This is a genomic window from Frankia torreyi (assembly GCF_000948395.1).
GTDB classification, from domain to species: domain Bacteria; phylum Actinomycetota; class Actinomycetes; order Frankiales; family Frankiaceae; genus Frankia; species Frankia torreyi.
This window is the reverse complement of sequence record NZ_JYFN01000046.1, coordinates 1-17,750: the sequence shown is the minus strand read 5'-3', so window position 1 is coordinate 17,750 and position 17,750 is coordinate 1. Positions and strand designations below refer to the sequence as shown.

At 71.2% G+C, this 17,750-nt stretch carries 13 protein-coding genes; 5 read left to right on the top strand and 8 right to left on the bottom strand.

Annotated elements, in window-relative coordinates; genetic code table 11:
- Positions 1-410: 410 nt before the first annotated feature.
- Positions 411-1,919: an alpha/beta hydrolase domain-containing protein gene (locus FF36_RS22815; RefSeq protein ID WP_082122150.1), complete on the top strand. Its 1,509-nt coding sequence runs from the start codon at positions 411-413 to the stop codon at positions 1,917-1,919.
- Between the two features lie 595 nt (positions 1,920-2,514).
- On the opposite strand, the gene FF36_RS35045 is transcribed toward FF36_RS22815, so the two are convergent.
- From FF36_RS35045 to FF36_RS22785, 7 genes are all read right to left on the bottom strand, one after another.
- Entirely contained in the window at positions 2,515-3,069 is a 555-nt protein-coding gene (locus FF36_RS35045; protein WP_128423370.1) for a hypothetical protein, read from the bottom strand.
- The gene (locus FF36_RS22810; RefSeq protein WP_128423369.1) at positions 3,066-3,662 is read right to left on the bottom strand and encodes a hypothetical protein; all 597 of its coding nucleotides are present in this window, start codon (positions 3,660-3,662) and stop codon (positions 3,066-3,068) included. The genes FF36_RS35045 and FF36_RS22810 overlap by 4 nt, the downstream gene beginning before the upstream one ends.
- 75 nt (positions 3,663-3,737) lie before the next feature.
- Positions 3,738-4,211, bottom strand: coding sequence for a nuclear transport factor 2 family protein (locus FF36_RS22805; protein ID WP_052681351.1), 474 nt, complete (start codon positions 4,209-4,211; stop codon positions 3,738-3,740).
- Positions 4,208-5,929: an AMP-binding protein gene (locus FF36_RS22800; RefSeq protein ID WP_044887194.1), complete on the bottom strand. Its 1,722-nt coding sequence runs from the start codon at positions 5,927-5,929 to the stop codon at positions 4,208-4,210. The genes FF36_RS22805 and FF36_RS22800 overlap by 4 nt, the downstream gene beginning before the upstream one ends.
- Before the next feature lie 73 nt (positions 5,930-6,002).
- The gene (locus FF36_RS22795; RefSeq protein WP_044887193.1) at positions 6,003-6,995 is read right to left on the bottom strand and encodes a hypothetical protein; all 993 of its coding nucleotides are present in this window, start codon (positions 6,993-6,995) and stop codon (positions 6,003-6,005) included.
- A 661-nt stretch (positions 6,996-7,656) separates the two neighbouring features.
- The gene (locus tag FF36_RS22790; protein ID WP_052681350.1) at positions 7,657-9,276 is read right to left on the bottom strand and encodes a carboxylesterase/lipase family protein; all 1,620 of its coding nucleotides are present in this window, start codon (positions 9,274-9,276) and stop codon (positions 7,657-7,659) included.
- A gap of 42 nt (positions 9,277-9,318) precedes the next feature.
- The gene (locus FF36_RS22785) at positions 9,319-10,917 is read right to left on the bottom strand and encodes a carboxylesterase/lipase family protein (protein ID WP_044887192.1); all 1,599 of its coding nucleotides are present in this window, start codon (positions 10,915-10,917) and stop codon (positions 9,319-9,321) included.
- A gap of 413 nt (positions 10,918-11,330) precedes the next feature.
- On the opposite strand from FF36_RS22785, the gene FF36_RS22780 reads away from it, so the two are divergent.
- Positions 11,331-12,107, top strand: coding sequence for an SDR family NAD(P)-dependent oxidoreductase (locus FF36_RS22780; RefSeq protein ID WP_044887222.1), 777 nt, complete (start codon positions 11,331-11,333; stop codon positions 12,105-12,107).
- Between the two features lie 92 nt (positions 12,108-12,199).
- Positions 12,200-13,030 carry an SDR family NAD(P)-dependent oxidoreductase gene (locus FF36_RS22775; RefSeq protein ID WP_044887191.1) on the top strand — a complete coding sequence of 277 codons (831 nt, stop codon included), beginning with the start codon at positions 12,200-12,202 and terminating at the stop codon, positions 13,028-13,030.
- An 80-nt stretch (positions 13,031-13,110) separates the two neighbouring features.
- Here FF36_RS22775 and FF36_RS22770 read toward each other — a convergent pair whose 3' ends face one another.
- The gene (locus FF36_RS22770; protein WP_044887190.1) at positions 13,111-15,189 is read right to left on the bottom strand and encodes a tannase/feruloyl esterase family alpha/beta hydrolase; all 2,079 of its coding nucleotides are present in this window, start codon (positions 15,187-15,189) and stop codon (positions 13,111-13,113) included.
- Between the two features lie 228 nt (positions 15,190-15,417).
- Between FF36_RS22770 and FF36_RS22765 the strand changes: the two genes are divergently transcribed.
- Complete coding sequence (locus tag FF36_RS22765) at positions 15,418-16,188, top strand: ABC transporter ATP-binding protein (protein WP_082122149.1); 771 nt, start codon at positions 15,418-15,420, stop codon at positions 16,186-16,188.
- Positions 16,189-16,643: 455 nt separating this feature from the next.
- Positions 16,644-17,663, top strand: a complete 1,020-nt coding sequence (locus tag FF36_RS22760; protein WP_277912972.1) for an amidohydrolase family protein — start codon at positions 16,644-16,646, stop codon at positions 17,661-17,663.
- The last annotated feature ends 87 nt before the right edge of the window (positions 17,664-17,750 follow it).

The window sequence follows — 17,750 nt, the reverse complement described above, 5'->3', positions numbered from 1 at the left end:
CGGTCCGGGGTGCGCCGGGTTCCGCGCGATCGTCGGTAATGTGGATACGGATTTCCGACATCCGGCGGATAATCGTCGGGGTTGGGAGGGTGACAACGCACGCCATCCCGACTCCGACCAAAAGGAGCGTGCCTGTCAAGAAGAGCGTTACCCCATGGTGGGGTGCCGTCCACGGTCGAAGTCCCGTAATGTCGGGCACACAGCATCGTGAATGAGTGATTCCAGGAAAGCCCCGAAACGGGTTCCGGCGAAATACCCAGCCTTTCCGGGGGCGTTCCGGCGGCAGCCCAGGTCGTTTCCCCGACCGGGGCCGCGCGTGGCGATCGCTCGCGAAGCCACCGATGCTGACGTGTCGCGGCTCGGTGGAGGCAGGTCGGGTCGCGGCGTCCCTCGCCGTAAAGGACGTGACCATGACAGTGATGGCCAGGTGGCGGACCCGCCGCCGACGGATCGCGACGACAACGGTGGCCGCGCTGCTGACCGTGACCGCCGCCGGGGTGGCCCAGATCGCGACCAGCTCGGCCGCCGAGGCCGCCACCCCCTCGGCCGCCAGTCCCACAGTGACCGGGCCCGTCACCGGCGGTAAGGGCGTTCCCGTGCTGGGCGCCACCGCCTTCGACTTAGGGAAGGTCGGGTACCGGCAGTCCGAGTACTTCCTCGCCGGCTCCGCGACGGCCTACCAGGCGTCGGGCACGCTGGGATCGGACGGCAAGTGGACCGTGACCCCGGCCGCCACGGCGCCCTACACGACCCGGATCGTGGTCAACCGCCCGGTCGACGCGAAGAAGTTCAACGGCACCGTCGTCGTCGAATGGCTCAACGTCTCCGCCGGCTACGACGGAGCCCCGGACTGGACCGCCGCCCACAACCAGCTCATCCGGGACGGCTACGCCTGGGTCGGGGTGTCCGCGCAGGCGGTCGGGCTCAACGCGACGAAGAACGCCGACCCGGACCGCTACCAGGCGCTGTCCCACCCCGGTGACAGCTATTCGTACGACATCTTCTCCCAGGTCGGCCAGGCGGTGCGGAAGTCGGCCGGCACGGTCCTCGGCGGGCTGGCGCCGAAGAAGGTGCTCGGCGACGGCGAGTCGCAGTCGGCCTTCCGGCTGACGACCTACGTCAACGCCATCCACCCGCTCGTAAACGTTTATGACGGGTATCTGCTGCACAGCCGCGCCGGCACCGCGAGTGCGCTGTCCCAGGCCCCGGAGCGCCCCGACATCGCCGCGCCGGCGGTCGTCCGGATCCGACCTGACCTCGCCGTCCCGGTCCTGACCTTCCAGACCGAGACGGACCTGCCGACCGGCCTGCTCGGCTACGTCGACGCCCGCCAGGACGACACCAACCGGTTCCGCCTGTGGGAGGTCGCGGGGACCGCCCACGCCGACGCGTACACCATCGGCATCGGGGCCACGGACGTCGGCGACGGACAGGGCAGCGTCGCCGCGTTCAACGCGCTGCGCAACCCGCCGACCGGGGCCGCCGGCTTCTCCTGCGCCAAGCCGATCAACGCCGGCGAGCAGCAGTACGTCCTGCAGGCCGCGTTCTCGCAGCTCAACCGCTGGGTCACCACCGGGCAGGCGCCGTCGAAGGCACCGCGGCTGCAGATCGCGAACAACGCCTACGTTCTCGACGCCAACGGTAACGTGAAGGGCGGCATCCGCACCCCCGCGGTCGACGCTCCGGTGGCGAAGCTCTCCGGGCTCGGTCAGGACACCGGTTCCTCCCCGTTCTGCGCCCTGTTCGGCACCACCGTCCCGTTCACCCCGGCGCAGCTGCACGCCCTGTACCCGTCGCACGGCGCCTTCGTCGCCGCCTGGACGAAGGCTACGACCAGCGCCGTGAACGCCGGCTTCATCCTGCCGGCCGACGCGAAGCCGCTCGTGGCGGCGGCGGCGTCATCCACCGTGCCCGAGTGACGGTCGTTCCCGCGTGACGGTTGCCGACTGCACCTGACCGCCGCAGACCGCCGACCGCCCATCCCCGGCGCGTGGGGATGGGCGGTCGGCGCGGGCGACCTGTGATCCCGCCGGACGGAAGCCGGGTGGCAGTCAGCTGCCGCCGGCGGGGTCCCGGCCACGCCGGGTGAAGGACTGCGCCGCATCCGCGGCGCGGCGCAGTGGAGGTCCCCACGGGCGGGTATCGGTTCCACCCGCAGTACCGCATATGCGCGCCCGAGCCAGGACCCGGACCGGGTGACTGTCGCCGAGGGTGGTCCGGGCATGGCCGGGCTGGTGATGTCGAGGGTCACCTCCGGCTCGGGGGGCCCGCTGCTTGTCTCCTGCCGCATCCATCGGGACAGCTTCAGCAACGCGTCGCCCTCTGGCCGCGTGTGCTCCGAGGTCGTGGCGAACAGCAGGTCCGCTCCCACCGCGGTCAGGTGAATTTCGACGCCGTCGTGGTCGGCGAGTACCCCGTCGACCACGACCGCGAGCCGTGCGGTCTCCAGAAGAACCGCGTAGCAGTCGACGCCGATCGGGACCGGCACCGCTGGCAGCTTGCCCGGTGACTCGCTCATCGCCGACCCTCTCCATCGGCTTCGCCGGTTCCCCGAATCCGGCGTGCCGCCCGAGCCGCAGTGCGCAGCGCCGAACCGTCGAGGACGGTCCGGCCGGTCTGCCCGGCGGCGCGAACGGTGCAGAGTACATCGCCGGAGCGCGGAATTGGCGCGGCCCAGACCCAACCGTGCGATCTTCGCCGGTCTGTGGTGTAGATGCCACTGAAGGGCGACAGATCGAGAGTGAGATCCGGCTCTGTTGGCCGAAGCGCGCATTGCACCAGAACGGCCGCCGGTCCGCGGGTGGACCAGACCGGAGCACCCGGCGTGGCGTCTTCCCGCCCCGCTCGCGCTGCGGGCTCCTCGTCGGCGCTCAGGAACCGGGTGATTGCCGGACCCACCGCGAAGAACCCGGCCATGAACCCGGCTGCCTGCGCCTGCACCCCATGCAGCACGACCACAAGATCCAGCGTCTCGATCAGCCGCTCATAGACGTGGATGCCACCGGGAATGACCTGGGGGTCGGGGAACGCCGGAGCCCGGCCGGCGCCTGTTTGCGCTTTGTCGGTCAACGGCAGTAGATGCTGACGGTGTTCGAGTAGTCCGTGGCCGAGGAGCTTCCAGAATCACCGGAACCGAAGCCTGCGACCTCGGTGCGCCACTGCTGGGGGCTGCTTGACCCGATGCACAGCCGGCTCGCCTCGGCGCTGATCACTCCGACACCGCCACGTGCGGTGCCGACCAGGCCCACTCGTTCCCAGACATTGCTGGAATCGTTCCAGTGCTTGACATAGACGGTGATGCCCTGGGCCGCGATCGGGCCGGAGCACTTCTGTTCGCCGTATCCGTAGATCGTTCCACCGGCATAGGTCGGATCGCTGGGGTAGATGGTGCAGGTCCATTCGATCGCCTGGGTGGATGCGCCTGATGCGGTTGCGCCTGATGCGGTTGTGCCCGATGCGGTTGTGCCCGATGCGGTTGTGCCCGCGACCGGACCTCCCGCCCGGTAGGAGTGGGTACCGGCAGCCCGCAGATCGAAGCCGACGGGAGGAGGGGCGGGCTGGGCGGCCTGGACGGGCGCGGCGCCCAGCGCGGTGCCGATCCTCACACCGAGCGCGCCGACTGTCCCCACCGCGCGGCGCGAGGGGCTCGGGAAGCTACGCATCTTTCTCCTTCGGAATGTTTGTGAATACGTGAAGTGTGAAGTGAAAGGAAGCGCAATGTGATGCGCGTCGGCGCGTCATGGTTCGCCGTGAGCTGACGCGCCGTAGGTATAGGTGGTGGTGCGGTCGGTCGGGCCGAAGAACGCCACGACCTCGGCAATGCGGCTTTCATCTGCCGAGAGGGTGATCACGTCGAGTCCCTCAAGCACGCGATGGCCGTTGGGAAGACACATGGCCCACTCGAAACGTCCGTAACCGTGATGGAGATCGATCGCACTGATCCGAACTGGCCGCAGGGTCGGGTAACTGCGGGCGATCCGGCCGAGGAGCTCGGCGACCGCAGGTCTGCCCTGCGCCTGTCCGATCGGGTTGGTATAGCGTACGTCCGGGGTGCAGCTGGCCGTCAGCGCCGCTTCCCGGCGTAGCGGATTTGTTTCAGTCCAGGCCGAAAGTAGGGTGCCGACGAGATCGACCCCGGACCGGGGAGTCCTGGTCAGGTCGGGGAGGTCGCCTGGACGGTCCCCATCGTGGGCGGGTACGGGAGGGATCATCGAGGCGTGAACCTCCGCGCGGCCTCGGCCCGTTGCAGTTTGCCAGACGGGGTTTTCGGGATGGATCCTGGCGAGAGGACGACCACCGCGTGTGGCATAATTCCCAGCGCGGCCTGGACCTCATCGAGAACCAAGGTGCGAACGCGTTCGGGATCGTCCGTTCGGCTTTCGACTGCAATGGCGAGACCTTCGCCGTCTCCCAACGGCCCCCGGCGCGCGAAGCCGAAGGCGACCGCGTTGCCCGGCCGCACTCCCGGCACCCGGGCTGCCGCTCGCTCGACTTCGTCCGGGTAGATGTTGCGTCCAGCGAGGATGACAACGTCCTTCATGCGGCCCGTGACCGCGAGTTCGCCGCCGGCCTGGTAACCCAGATCTCCGGTGCGGAGCCAACCCTCGGGGAGGAATCGCGCCGAGGTCGTCTCGGCGTCACCACGGTAGCCGGCCGTCACCGAAGTCCCACGGACTTGAATTTCGCCGACCTGGCGTTCGGGTATCGGGCGACCGGTCGTTTGATCGACAATCCTTGCTTCGAGCCCTTGGACCGGACTGCCGAGCAGAGGTATGCGTCGGACGCGGCCGGCCGGCGGCGGCGTCCTGCCCTCGTTGCTGACGCTGATCCCCGGCCTGGCGGGGGCTCCCGGTGCGGCGCCATCAGGCATCGGTACCGCTATTCCGTGCCGTTCGAGATCCTCCGCGCCCACCACGTCGCAGCGCAGTCCGTGGCCAACAGGAGAGATTGCCACGGCGACCGTCGCCTCGGCCATCCCATAGGCGGGTACGAACGTCGCGGGGTCGAGTCCGTGTCTGCTCCCTGCCGCGGTGAAGGCGTCCACAACGTCGGGGTCTATGAGTTCCCCACCGGACAGCGCGCAGCGCAGTGACGACAGGTCGAGTGTGGGGCCGGTGGCGAGCAAGCGGGCTGCGAGAGCGTATGCGGCGTTTGGACCGACGGTCGCGGTGGCCCGATGGCGGTCCACCCGTCGCATCCACTCGGCGGGTCTGGCCAGGAAGTCGGCCGGGCTGGACAGAATGACGTCACATCGTCCGCAGGTCAGAGGCATCAGAAGGCTCCCAACCAGCCCCATGTCGTGGGATAGCGGCAGCCAGGACAGCATTCGGCCATGGATGGACTCGTGCCCGGTGGCCCGCTTGATCGCGTCGATGTTGGCGGCAAGATTTGCATAGCTGATCTGCACAATCTTCGCGGCGCCGGTCGTCCCGCTCGTCAGTTGGAGGATAGCCGGGTCGTCGTCGGAGCCGGCGGGGACCATGGTGATGGGTTCGGGTCCGGCCAGCGCTGTGGACAGCACCCCGGGCAGGTCGGTAACAACGCGTCCGGGGCGGGTCAGCCCATCGATTGCGCCGGTCCACGGGTCGCCGACGAGGACAACTGGCTCGCCGAGGTAGTCCAGCCGGGCGCGGGTAGCCGCAAGGTAGCCGGCCGGGGTCGTGGCACGGGCCGGCGACGGCAGAAAGGTGACACTGGTGCCGGCAAGCCAGCCTGCGAGGGCAGCCACGACCGCGGGCCGCGACGTCGGCGCCAGAATGCCCAGGGGATGGCCTGAGCCGGCGCCGATCTCCTGCAGCGCTGCGGACAGTCGTAGGGCGTCGTCGTACAACTTCGACCATTCGACCCGCTGCACATCCGTGCCGTCGAGAAACGTCACCGAGCCGGACTGGTTGGCGGCTCGTTCGATCGCCTCGATTAGATATGTCAACTATCGTCCCGATCCGCCGGGCCAGCCGGAGATCCGGCCGGGGGTCGTTTGCGAGGGTTCTTTGCCGGCCGGCCTACCGTGAGCCGGCCCGGTCCCGGTACACGGCGAGGATCAGCCGATCCCAGTAACGGCCTTGGTAGTACTCATGATCGACCAATCTGCCCTCCGTCCGCAGCCCGTTTCCCAGAGCGCTTGCGAACTGTGGCAGGTTAAATTCCGGGAGCTCAAAGTAAAGTTTACGAAAAGGCCAGACATCGAAGACGTATCGGATGAACAAACGGACCGGCTCGATCGCTATTCCTGATCCTGTGTAGCGGCCGCTGACCGCGGCGCCCACGTAGGCGTGTCCAAGTGCAAAGTCCGGGTTGTAGCAAATTACATTGCCGACAGGTTCGCCAGTCTCAACTGACTCCACCAGGAACTGGGAGAGCATTCCTTGCCAAAGTTCCTGCTCGAACTGTGCGTAGCTGGGGACCGAACCTCGATACCGCCACCGGAACCCGGTCTCCGGCGAGATCGCGAGTTCGTAGAGGAACGGGGTTGACGCTGGGAGAAGCGGCGCGAGCCTGAAGTACCGTCCGCTACGCTGCGGCGGCCGAGGCGGCGTCGGGTCCGCGAGGCCCCGGCCGCCCTGCATCGCGGCGGTCGGCGGCGGAACGCGCTGATCAATGCGCAAACCGGCCGGGTCCGTGACCTCTCCACCATTTGGGGCTCCGGAACCCGTGTCCGGTGACTGCACGGTGAACGGCCCGTTCGGGAAGCGTATCCGCGATGCGGTCGACGGCGCCAACATATCGGGGAACGGGGGTTGCGTCTCGGGTGTCACCGGCTCGGGCCGGTGCGATCCGGCTAGGCACTGGTCATAGAGCTCGCCGACCGTACCGATGCGCAACCAGGCCCGTTCCGACAGGTCGACGCCCAGCCCGGATATCGCGGCGTGCAGCTCGAGCAGCGCGAACGAGTCGAGTCCCAGGTCCGCGCCGAGGCGGGCGCCGGAATCAGCCTGTTCGGCGTCGACTCCCGCATGGCGGGCGACGAAGGCTGCGAAATCCTTTTCAGCGAGCATGACCCTCCGACCCATCGGACAGGCAGCAGGACACGAACAACATCTACTGTCAGGCAGACCGCACATGGACATGTCCGGATGAACCGCCGGTAAAGTTCGGGCGACCCTACGGGGGTTGCCCGACCATGGAGGGGTGTAGTCGGATGAGTACCGTCCGGAGTCGCTGAGCATAACAGCCTGTATGCCAACGAAGGCAACGAATTGATGAGAAATTGTGAGGGCTGGAACGCGGACGCAGCCTGGCTCGTCTGGATCCATCCCGTAGGCCCTGAGCCGTCGGCGCGGATGACCCCGTCCAGGGTTTGTTCAGGGTCCCGGCAAGCTTGCTGGGTAGCGGCTCATGGGCCGTGCCGGGGGTTTCTGGTGAGACTGGGTCGTGGTGGGTTGCGGATTGGACCCCGAAACAAGACGGGTACGACCCCCAGGCGATCATGAAGGTTTCTCTGCCATCCTGATCGTCCCGAGGTGCCATGCCCGCCGCACCGAAGGAGCACGCGAGGCGATCCCGTTGTGCCTGCGCTCCCCAGTGCGAGGTGTTCCCGGTGAACCCGTCGCGTTGATGGGCGCCCGCCGCACCTGAGCACCGCCGACCGCCGAACCGCCCATCCCCCAGCGCCAGTGGGGATGGGCGGTTCGGCCATCCGAGGATGGGGTCTCGCTCTCAGCCGAGGCGGTCCCACGCGGCGCGTTCGGCGCCGGCGGGGTCGTCCTCGATGCGCGTGGGGACGTCGAACAACATGGTGGCGCGTTCGGGCAGGGAGTACGGCGGCCAGGGGAGGTCCGGCCCGGCGGCGGGCCGGCCGTCGCGGGCGAAGGCGACCCAGGCGTCGCCCATCCGCGCCGCGAGCGCGCGGCGGCCGTCGGAGTCCTCGGCGTCCGCGCCGAGGGCGGCGGCCGTGGCGGTGTCCACCGTGTCGAAGAAGAACGGGACGTCGAGACCGTGCGACGCCCGCAGCGACGGGTCGAGCGGGGTCTCCCAGTCGAACCGGTACATGTACACCGCCGCCCGACCCGCGGCCAGACGGGCCTGCGCCAGCCGGATGGCGGGCAGCCGCACGTGACCGTCCGTCGCCACCGCCACCCGCACTCGGTCCGCGCTCAGCTCCGGCCGGGCGGACTGGTAGGCCTCGACCACCCTGACGATGTCGGATCCGAAGGCGTTGACCAGGTGGGCGAGCTCCGCCTCCGCCCGGGGACCGGGGCGGCCCATCGTGGCCAACGGCAGGAACATGCTGTACTCGTCGCGGGTCGTCCCGATGAGCAGCGGGACGTCGGGGGCCAGGCCCGCACGGACCGCCGCGAGCGGCTGAGCAGTGATGATCTTCCCGTCGGGGACGGGGTAGAGGCCGTTGTCGATGCCGCCCATCGCGGCGGCGGCGTCCACCAGCCGCTGCGCCGGCAGCGTCAGCACCTGCGCGGCCTGGTCGGGACGCAGGCCCAGCAGGTCGAGCGCCCGCGCGGTGACGGACCGGGCGTGGGCGGGGTCGGTGCCCCGCAGGCCGAACCACCCACTCATGATCACGGCACGGTGGAACAGGCCGTGGGCGGACGGCATCGCCAGCAGGGTCGCGACCTTGGAGCCGCCCCCGGACTCGCCGGAGATCGTGACGTTGCCGGGATCCCCACCGAAAGCCGCGATGTTGTTCCGGACCCACTCCAGCGCCTGCACCAGGTCGAGTGCTCCGGCGGCACCCGATGCCGCGAACTGTTCGCCCAGCAGGTCGGCCAGGTACAGGTAGCCCAGGATGCCGAGCCGGTGGTTGACCGTGACCACGACGGCGTCCCGGCGGGCGAGGGCCGCGCCGTCATAGACGGGCCAGGACGCCGAACCGGTCGCGTGCCCCCCGCCGTGGAAGTAGACGATCACCGGCCGGCGGGCGCCGTCGGCCGCCGGGGTCCACACGTTCAGCACCAGGCAGTCCTCGGACATCGAGGGCTCGGGGATGCCGCCGAAGACCGCCAACGCCCCGGCCGCCGCCGCGGGCACCGTGGGCTGGGGGCTGGAGGGGCCGACGGCCAGCGCGTCGCGGACGCCGGTCCACGGCCGCATGGGCGCCGGCGGCCGGAACCGGCGCTCGCCGCCGGTCGGCGCGCCGTACGGGATGCCGAGAAAGGCCAGCACACCCGCGTCGACACGCCGGCCGCGCAGGCGTCCCGCCGAGGTCGCGACGATCGGCCCAGGGTCGCCCGCCCCCGCCGCGCCGTGCGCCCCCGCCGCGTAGTCCGCCCTGCCCGTCTGGTCCGACCCCACCGTGTCATCCACCTCGACCGCGTCGTCCATTTCCGGACCGTATCCGGGCGGATGCGCCGGCGCTCGGGCGAGCTAGCCCGCGGACACCCGGGCGTGGAGCTCGCGGATCGCCCGGCGGGGATCGTCGTCCACCCGGGACACGGCGTCGAAGATCATGGTGGCGCGCCCGTCGAGCGTGTATGGCGACCAGGTGGGCAGCCCGGGGTGGTCCGGAACGCCCTCCTGGGCGAAACGCACGAACGCCTCGCTGATCGCGCGGGCCACATTCGCGTTCTCGGGCCGCTCACCGGCCATCGGGGTGAGCGGGTAGTTGTCGAACACGAACGGGATTTCACCGCCGTGGGTGGCCCCGAGAATCCCGCCGAGGGCGGGTGTGGCGAAATCGAAACGGTAGACGTAAACGGGGGCGCCGGCCGCGGCGATCTTCCGTTGGGCCCAGTCGATCCCGCCCCACCACATCACCCGGTCGGTCACGAAGGCACACGCCAGCTCGCTCGGCGTCGCGTCCGGCCGCTCCGCCCGGTAGGCGCGCACGAACTCCGGCCCCGCGGCGCCGAACATGCCGCCGGCCAGCGTGGCCAGGCCGGCGTCGTCGAGGGAGCCGAACCACGGCATCCCCAACATGATCATCTTCATGTCGTCCCGGGTCGACCCGACGAGGACGGGGACGTCGGCGCCCAGCGGCGAGGCCTGCGGATCCATCGGGTGGGCGGGCAGGACGTGGCCGTCGACAACCGCCTGGAAGGGCATGAACTGCTCGCTGCCGGCGGCCCCGGCGAGCCCGGAGTCGATCGGTACCCCGATCGACTCCGCCTCCTTGATCAGCAGCTCGGCCGGCACGTCGTGCAGCTTCGCCACGTCGGCGGGGGCGATCCCGAGCCGGCCGAGCAGCTCCTCGGCGTTCGCGGTCGCCACGTCCGCCGGGCAGGAGCGGATCAGCGGGCCGCTCATCACCGCCGCCCGGTGGAACAGACCCTTCGCCGCCGGCATGCCCAGCAGGATGGAGGTCTTCGACGCGCCGCCCGAGTCGCCGAACACCAGTACCCGGTTCGGGTCGCCACCGAAGCCGGCGATGTTCTCGCGCACCCACCGCAGGGCGAGCACGATGTCGAGCATGCCGGCGTTGCCCGCGTCGCGGTAGCGGTCCCCGGCCAGCTCGCCGAGGTGCAGGAAGCCGAGCGGCCCCAGCCGGTGGTTGATCGTGACGACCACGGCGTCGCCCCGGGCGGCCAGGGCGGTGCCGTCGTAGAGCGGCCAGGAGCCCGAGCCCGTGCTGAAGGCGCCGCCGTGCAGCCACACGAGCACGGCGCGGGCGCGCTGCTGGTCGACGCCGCCGGTCCAGACGTTGAGCACCAGGCAGTCCTCGTCCTGGGCCGGTTCGTCCCCGGCCAGGCCGTGCAGGAACGTCAGGAACGGCGCCATCCGTGCGGTCGCGGCGGGATCGGCCGCGCCGCCGCCGCCCGCCTCGGCCGGGCGTGCCTGCGGCGCGGTCGGACCGTAGGATAAAGCGTCGCGAACGCCCGTCCACGGCTCGGGCGGGCGGGCCGGTTGGAACCGGTTCGCGCCGGCGACGGATCCGCCGTACGGAATTCCCTTGAAAACGTGCACGCCCGCTGGTGTCGTCGTGCCGCGAATCCGGCCGCTCGACGTTTCGATGACGATATCCGGCATGATCGGTCCTTTCTCGCGTGGGCCCGTTCCCGGGCGCGAGTGAGGTAGCTCGATGCACCGGAAATTAGGCGCCGACCGAAGGCGTGTCAACACTGTTCACCGAGTCCGGTAGCGACCGGTTGACGTGGTCGAGGCCACTCTGAAACGCTGCCCGGTACCCGCACGCGGGCCGCGGGTACCGGGCGGGGCCGTGGGCGTCGGCGCGGGGCTGGGCTGGGCTGGCCCGAGGGCAACAGAGGACGGAGCTGTCTGATGGGCGCGAGCGAGCTGTCCGGGAACGTCGATTCCGCACCGTTAGCCCGCTGCGCGGCGGCGGGGGCCTGACGGGGATGGCCGAGCCCATCGCTGCATCCGTTCCATCCACGGCATCCGTTCCATCCACGGCATCCGAGTGGTCCACGGCGGCCCCTGGTCTGGGCCAGGCCGGCCGGCTTGCCGGGCGGGTCGCCGTCGTCACCGGTGCGGGCCAGGGCTTGGGCCGGGGGATCGCCGAGGCGCTGGCCGACGAGGGCGCCGCGGTGGCCCTGCTCGGCCGCACCGAGTCGAAGGTGGTCGCGGCGGCCGAGGAGCTGTCGGGCAAGGGTGCCCGGGTGCTGGCGGTGCGCTGCGACGTGGCCGACCGGGCCGACGCGCAGGCCGCGGTCGCGGCGACGCTGGCCGCGTTCGGCGGGGTCGACATCCTCATCAACAACGCCCAGGGCGGGAACAACACCGTCCGCATCCCCACGGTCGACGCCACCGATGCCCAGCTCCTCGAATCCTTCGAGACCGGCCCGCTGGGCAGCGTGCACATGATGCAGGCCTGCTTCGCGGCGTTGCGGGACTCCGGCCACGGCGCCGTCGTCAACTTCGGGTCCGGGATCGGGGTGCGCGGCGCGCCCGGCCTGCTCGGATACGCGATGGCGAAGGAGGCCATCGGCGGCCTGACGAAGGTCACCGCCATCGAGTGGGGCCGCTACGGGATCCGGGTGAACCAGGTCTGCCCGGCCGCCTGGTCGCCGGCGGCTGAGGAGTACATGAAGCAGAGCCCCGAGCGCTGGGAGCTGCAGCGCCGCCAGACTCCGCTGCGTCGGCTCGGCGACCCCTACGCCGACATCGGCCGAGCGATCGTCGGCCTGGTCAGCGACGACATGCAGTACCTGACCGGGGCGACGCTCATGCTCGACGGTGGCCAGGTCCTGCTGCGCTGAACCGACCACGAACATTCCGCGGTAACGGCCGGTCGCGGCGCGCGAGAAGGATTGCGACGCCCCTGGCCAGTACGGACCGGAAGGAGACGGCGATGCCGGACAACCTGGTGGGCAAGACGGCGATCGTGACCGGCGGTAGCAGTGGCATCGGCCTGGCCAGCGTCGAGGCGTTCGTCGCCGAGGGCGCGCACGTGGTCATCGGCGACATCCAGGACGAGCGCGGCCGGGCCGCCGCCGAGCGGCTCGGCGACGCCGCGCTCTACGTCCACGCGGACGTCTCCGACGACGATCAGGTCGCCAACCTGGTCGACACCGCGGTGCGGCACTTCGGCGGCCTGGACATCATGTTCAACAACGCCAGCGGCGCCGGCGATCAGGCCGGGTTCGTCGACCTCGAGCCGGACGGGCTCGACCGGTCGCTGCGCCTCATCGTCGGCTCGGCCGTCTCCGGGCACCGCCACGCCGCCCGCGTGTTCATCGAGCAGGGCCGTGGCGGCTCGATCATCACCACGAGCAGCGGTTCGGGGCTGCGTGGGGGCCTGGGCCAGCCGAGCTACACGATCGGCAAGCATGCCGTCATCGGCGTGGTGCGCCATGCCGCAGCCGAGCTCGGCCGGCACGGCATCCGCTCCAACGCGATCTGCCCCGGCATCACGATGACGCCCGTGATGGGCATGGGCATCGCCCGGGACCGCCGGCCAGCCTTCATGGAACACCTCGCCGAGGCGCTGCGCGACGAGCAGCCGGCCGGCCGGGTCGGGCAGCCCGAGGACATCGCCGCAGCCGTGGTGTTCCTGGCCAGCGACCTGTCCCGGTTCGTCAACGGGGTGATCCTGCCGGTCGACGGCGGCGCCGACGCGGTGAGCCTGGGGCGCTACTCCGAGATCACCACCGCCGTCCGGGCGGACTTCGGCGGCCGCTGAGGCAGCCCTCACGGGCGCGTCACGGGGCCGGCTGCGCGCCGGTGCGCAGCCGGCCCCGCGGCGGGCTGGGGTGATGCGGGTCAGGTCACGACGATCCGCACGGAGGCGACGTTCGGAATGCGGCGGTGCACGGCGTCGCGGTCGCCGTCGCGGTGCGACCACACCCGGGCGGTCGCGAACCGGGTGCCCGGCGTCGGGTAGGTGTGCGTCCTGGTCAGACTCACGGCCGTGGGGGTGCCGACGACGTCGGCCGGGTCGGCGAACGAACCCGAGCCGTCGAGGTCCCACTCGACCGCGACGATCGTGCCGGCCCCCGGCGGCACCTCGGCGTCCACCCGCAGGGTCACCGCCGTGCCGGCCGGCACCTCGGCCCGCTCGCCGCCGTCCACCGTCGCCGAGACCACCGGCTGGATGCCGCCGCGCTCGGCCGCCCTCGCCGGCAGCACGACCCGCCCGTCGCGGAACTCGTAGTGCGATCCGGCCGGCTCGACCCCCTGCTCCACCCAGGCGACCAGGTCGAGCAGGCTCTGCTCGATGACGGGCAGGTAGTCGATGAGCCAGGTCGAGGTGGCCCGGTCGGGCGCCGAGGGCAGGTACGCCGGCGGGATGTGCTCGGCGTTCTCGGTCCAGCGCAGGCGGAACCGCTCGCCGGCCGCCTCGGGGCCCCGCACGGCGCGCACCGCCGCCTCGTAGACCAGCCCCTGCGGCGGCCACAGCGAGGCGTCGTGGGTGTGGTGCACCCACAGCAGCTTCCCCTCGTACTGGCCCGAGTAGGCCACGCCCATCAGCGGCGACATCGTGGGCACCCGGTTCTGCGGGTAGATCGGGCGGCCGTCGGGGCGCAGGAAGTCGAACGCCGGCTCGTCCATCAGGTGGTGGCGGTAGTAGTAGCAGAACGCCAGGAACCGGCGGTTGTCCACGTGGATCTCGTCGCCGACCTCGACGTCGCGGAAGCGTAGCAGGTTGGCCTCGGCGACGCCGTCGGCGCTGAGCAGGTCGCCGGCGTGGCCCATGCAGTAGAGCTGGCGCCCCTTGGCCTTTCCGCTGAGCAGTTGCAGGCCCGCGCCGAGGCGGTAGCCGTCGCCGAGACCCTCGACCTCGATCGCCATGGGCAGATCGGGCCCCGCGCTCATCAGCGACGCCATCACCCGCAGACCGCCGTATTCCGGTCCGGCGTAGGCGGGGTCGGTCAGCAGCTCGCCTCCGGTGACGACCCGGCTCACCGTCGTGGTCACGTCGAGGAGGTCGTCGGCGACGGCGTCCGGCGCGTCGTGGCCGACGTAGCCGGGCTTCGTCCAGAAGGACGTGAAGTAGTCGGCGTCCTCGCTGGCGAGCCGGTCGGCGATGGACGACCACAGCCAGATCTGCCCCATCGGCGAGAAGATCATGAACTCGTCGCCGCGGGGGTAGCCGAGCTGGTAGAGGTTGGCGAGCTCCTCGCGCTGGTGCGTGGTCAGCCCGGCGTAGGGGTCGCCGCTGCCGCCCGGCCGCATCGCGTCGACGACCCCGGCGGCCTGGCGGCGCAGCAGGCGCTGCACGTTGAACATGGACGCGAAGGCCATCACCTGCGCGCCCTTCATGAGCGTGGTGACGCCGTGCGCGGCGATCTCGCCGCCGCCCATGAACGGCAGCGCGCCGTCGTAGACGCCGGTGCCGTACTCCAGGCACAGCGGCGAGCGCCGCCCGCCGCCGCTGCCGCCCCAGACGTAGGCGTGGTGGGGCGGGGCGCCGTAGATCTGGGCGGCGACGTGCTTGGAGAACCGGGCGGTCTCGACGCTGGCGCGGTGGCCGTAGAGGGTGGGGTCGTCGCCGCCGCGGGGGTCGATGTCGTCGCCGATGTGGCCGGAGTTCGACTCGACCATGTAGCCGCCGAGCCGGGAGATGAGGACCAGCCCGCCGATCACGTCGCCCATCGGGCCGCCGAAGGCGTCCTCGTGGCCCGCGTGGGCCCCCTCGAGCGGGTGGAACAGGCGGCCGTCGTAGGAGTCCTCGGTGGGGAAGTAGAAGGTGAAGCGGGTGTCGGTGTCCTGAAAACCACCGTGCACGTGGCGATGGGGTAAGGGGCTCTCGCGCCAGACGTCCGAGTCGATGTAGGGCGAGCCGAAGAATGAGTCTGCGGGAATGTAGGAGGCTACCTCGATCTTTCCGTCCACGTCCATGACAGCAGTCATCCTCCACGCGTTTGGTGGGGCACTGGGAATGCCGGCCGCAGCCGTCGCCGGGCGACCGGTGCGGGCGCAGCGTACGTCCGCGGCGACCGCCAAGTCAACGACGTTCACCTGCTCGGGTAGGCGGGTCGGACGGGCACCGACGAGTGCCTCAGGAAAGCGCGGTGCGACCTCCGGAAGGGCCATGGACATCAGCCATCCGGGCGGTACCGTCCTCGCATGACGACCACTTCGGGTATCCCGGCTCCCCAGCCCAACGGCAACGTCGGCTTATCGTCCGAACGCCCCTCGCCGCCGCGGTTGGAAACCCGCGACCTGTCGGTCGGCTACGGGTCCACCCCGGTGGTGCACGACCTGAATCTGGTCCTGCGGCCCGGGGAGGTCGTGGCGCTGCTCGGGGTCAACGGCGCGGGCAAGACGACCACGGTCCGGGCGCTGGCGGGGGAGCTGCGGCCGCTGCGCGGGGAGGTGCTGCTCGACGGGCGCCGCACGACCGCGCCGCTGCACCGGCGCGCCCGCGGCGGGTTGCGCTACATCACCGAGGAACGGTCGGTGTTCATGGAGCTGTCCGCGGCCGACAACCTGCGCCTGGGCGGGGGCGAGCGCGATCGGTGCCTGGAGCTGTTCCCGGAGCTGGCGCCGCTGCTGCCCCGCCGGGCGGCCCTGCTCTCCGGCGGCGAGCAGCAGATGCTCACCCTGGCGCGCGCGCTCGCGGCCGACCCCCGGGTGCTGCTCGCCGACGAGCTTTCGCTCGGGCTCGCGCCGCTGGTCCTCGAGCGCCTGCTGCTGGCCGTGCGCGCGGCGGCGGACCGGGGCGGCGCGGTGCTCCTGGTCGAGCAGCATGTCCGGGACGCCCTCGAGGTCGCGGACCGCGCGTACGTGCTCAGCCATGGGCGGGTGGTGCTGGAGGGCGAGGCCCGTGAGCTGCGCGGCCGCATCGGCGAGATCGAGCGGACCTACCTGTCGAGCGCCGAGCTGGCGACCGACTGAGCCCTCGTCCGGCGGCGGGCCTGGCACTTTGGTGAGGTGAACACTGTTGACAGCGCGGCGGGGTGAGGGCAGGGTGAGCGGACTCGATCTATGAGGTGAGTCACATGGGACAGCGATTGGTCCTCGTCTCCGCCGACGGTCACACCGGAGCTCCCCCGCAGGCCTACCGCGACTACATCGAGCCGGAGTTCCTCGGCGATCTCGACCGCCTGACGGCGGAGAACGACGAGTGGCTGGCCGTCGTGATCACCGCCGGCGGCTCGTCCGACGAGACCCTCGAGGTGATCGACGGCCGGCAGGCGATCCGCACCGGCGGCGAGCTCGGCGCGTTCGACCTGGACCGGCGGGTACGTGAGCTCGACGCCGAGGGCATCGCCGGCGAGCTGCTGCTGTCGGGCCACCAGATGTGCACGCTGCCGTTCTTCGGCGTCGTGAACANCCCCTNCCCGCCGCGGCTGCGCGCGGCCGGCACCCGGGCCTACCACCGCTGGCTGGCGGACGCGATGACCACCGCGCCCGGCCGGTTCTACGGCATCGCGGAGGCGGGGCCGTGCCTGGACCTGGCGGCGACCGTCGCCGAGCTGGCCTGGGTGGCCGAGCACGGATTCGTCGGTGTCCTGTTGCCCGGCATGGTCGCCGACCCCGCGCTGCCGCCGCTGCACGACCCGTACTACGACCCGTTCTGGGCGGCCTGCGCCCGCCTCGGGCTGGTGGTGACCGTGCACGCCGGCTGGGGCGGGGTCCAGGGCCAGTTCCAGGCGTTCCTGCGGCAGGTGCACGAGGCGATGGGCGGGACCGGCGAGATCGACCTGAACCTGCAGCAGCGGCTGCGGGAGCAGATGGACGCCCGCGCCGACTCGCCCCTGCAGCTCGACCTGGGGCCGCGGCGGGCCATGTGGCAGCTCATGCTGGGTGGGGTGTTCGACCGCTTCCCGGACCTGCGCCTGGCCCTGACCGAGGTGCGGGCCGACTGGCTGCCGGCGACCCTGCGGCGCCTCGACGAACGCGCCGCCCGCCTGGGCGGCGCCCTGAAGCGGACGCCGAGCGAGTACTTCCGGCTGCACTGCGTGGCGATTCCCTCCTCGCCCCACCGCGCCGAGATCGAGATGCGGCACGAGATCGGCGTGGGGCGGCTGCTGTTCGGCGTGGACTTCCCGCATCCGGAGGGGACCTGGCCCAACACCCGCGACTGGATCCGCGCCGCCTTCGCCGGCGTGCCCGAGGGGGAGGCCCGGGCGATCCTCGGCGAGAACGCCGTCGACGTCTTCGGTCTCGACCGGGCGGCGCTGGCCCGCGCGGCCGCCCGCATCGGCCCGCGGCCCGAGGAGGTGCTCGGCGAGCACGAGGTCGACCCGCGTCTGCTCGCGCACTTCCACAAGCGCTCCGGGTACGCCCGCCCGGCCGAGGACGTCGACCTGGCCGCCGTGGACCACGCCTGGGACGACGACCTCGTCGCCCTCGCTCACGGCGACTGACCACCCCCAGCCGCTTCAGCCGCCCCGACCGCCCCCAGCCGTCTCCAGCCGCTTCAGCCGCTTTCAGTCGCCCCAGCCCCTGCCCCG

What these genes read in the sequence shown, in the direction of transcription:
- FF36_RS22765 (WP_082122149.1), top strand. Translation starts at nt 15,418, where the DNA reads ATGACGACCACTTCGGGTATCCCGGCTCCCCAGCCCAACGGCAACGTC.
- FF36_RS22815 (WP_082122150.1), top strand. Translation starts at nt 411, where the DNA reads ATGACAGTGATGGCCAGGTGGCGGACCCGCCGCCGACGGATCGCGACG.
- FF36_RS22785 (WP_044887192.1), bottom strand. Translation starts at nt 10,917, where the DNA reads ATGCCGGATATCGTCATCGAAACGTCGAGCGGCCGGATTCGCGGCACG.
- FF36_RS22795 (WP_044887193.1), bottom strand. Translation starts at nt 6,995, where the DNA reads ATGCTCGCTGAAAAGGATTTCGCAGCCTTCGTCGCCCGCCATGCGGGA.
- FF36_RS22790 (WP_052681350.1), bottom strand. Translation starts at nt 9,276, where the DNA reads ATGGACGACGCGGTCGAGGTGGATGACACGGTGGGGTCGGACCAGACG.
- FF36_RS22775 (WP_044887191.1), top strand. Translation starts at nt 12,200, where the DNA reads ATGCCGGACAACCTGGTGGGCAAGACGGCGATCGTGACCGGCGGTAGC.
- FF36_RS22805 (WP_052681351.1), bottom strand. Translation starts at nt 4,211, where the DNA reads ATGATCCCTCCCGTACCCGCCCACGATGGGGACCGTCCAGGCGACCTC.
- FF36_RS22810 (WP_128423369.1), bottom strand. Translation starts at nt 3,662, where the DNA reads ATGCGTAGCTTCCCGAGCCCCTCGCGCCGCGCGGTGGGGACAGTCGGC.
- FF36_RS22770 (WP_044887190.1), bottom strand. Translation starts at nt 15,189, where the DNA reads ATGGACGTGGACGGAAAGATCGAGGTAGCCTCCTACATTCCCGCAGAC.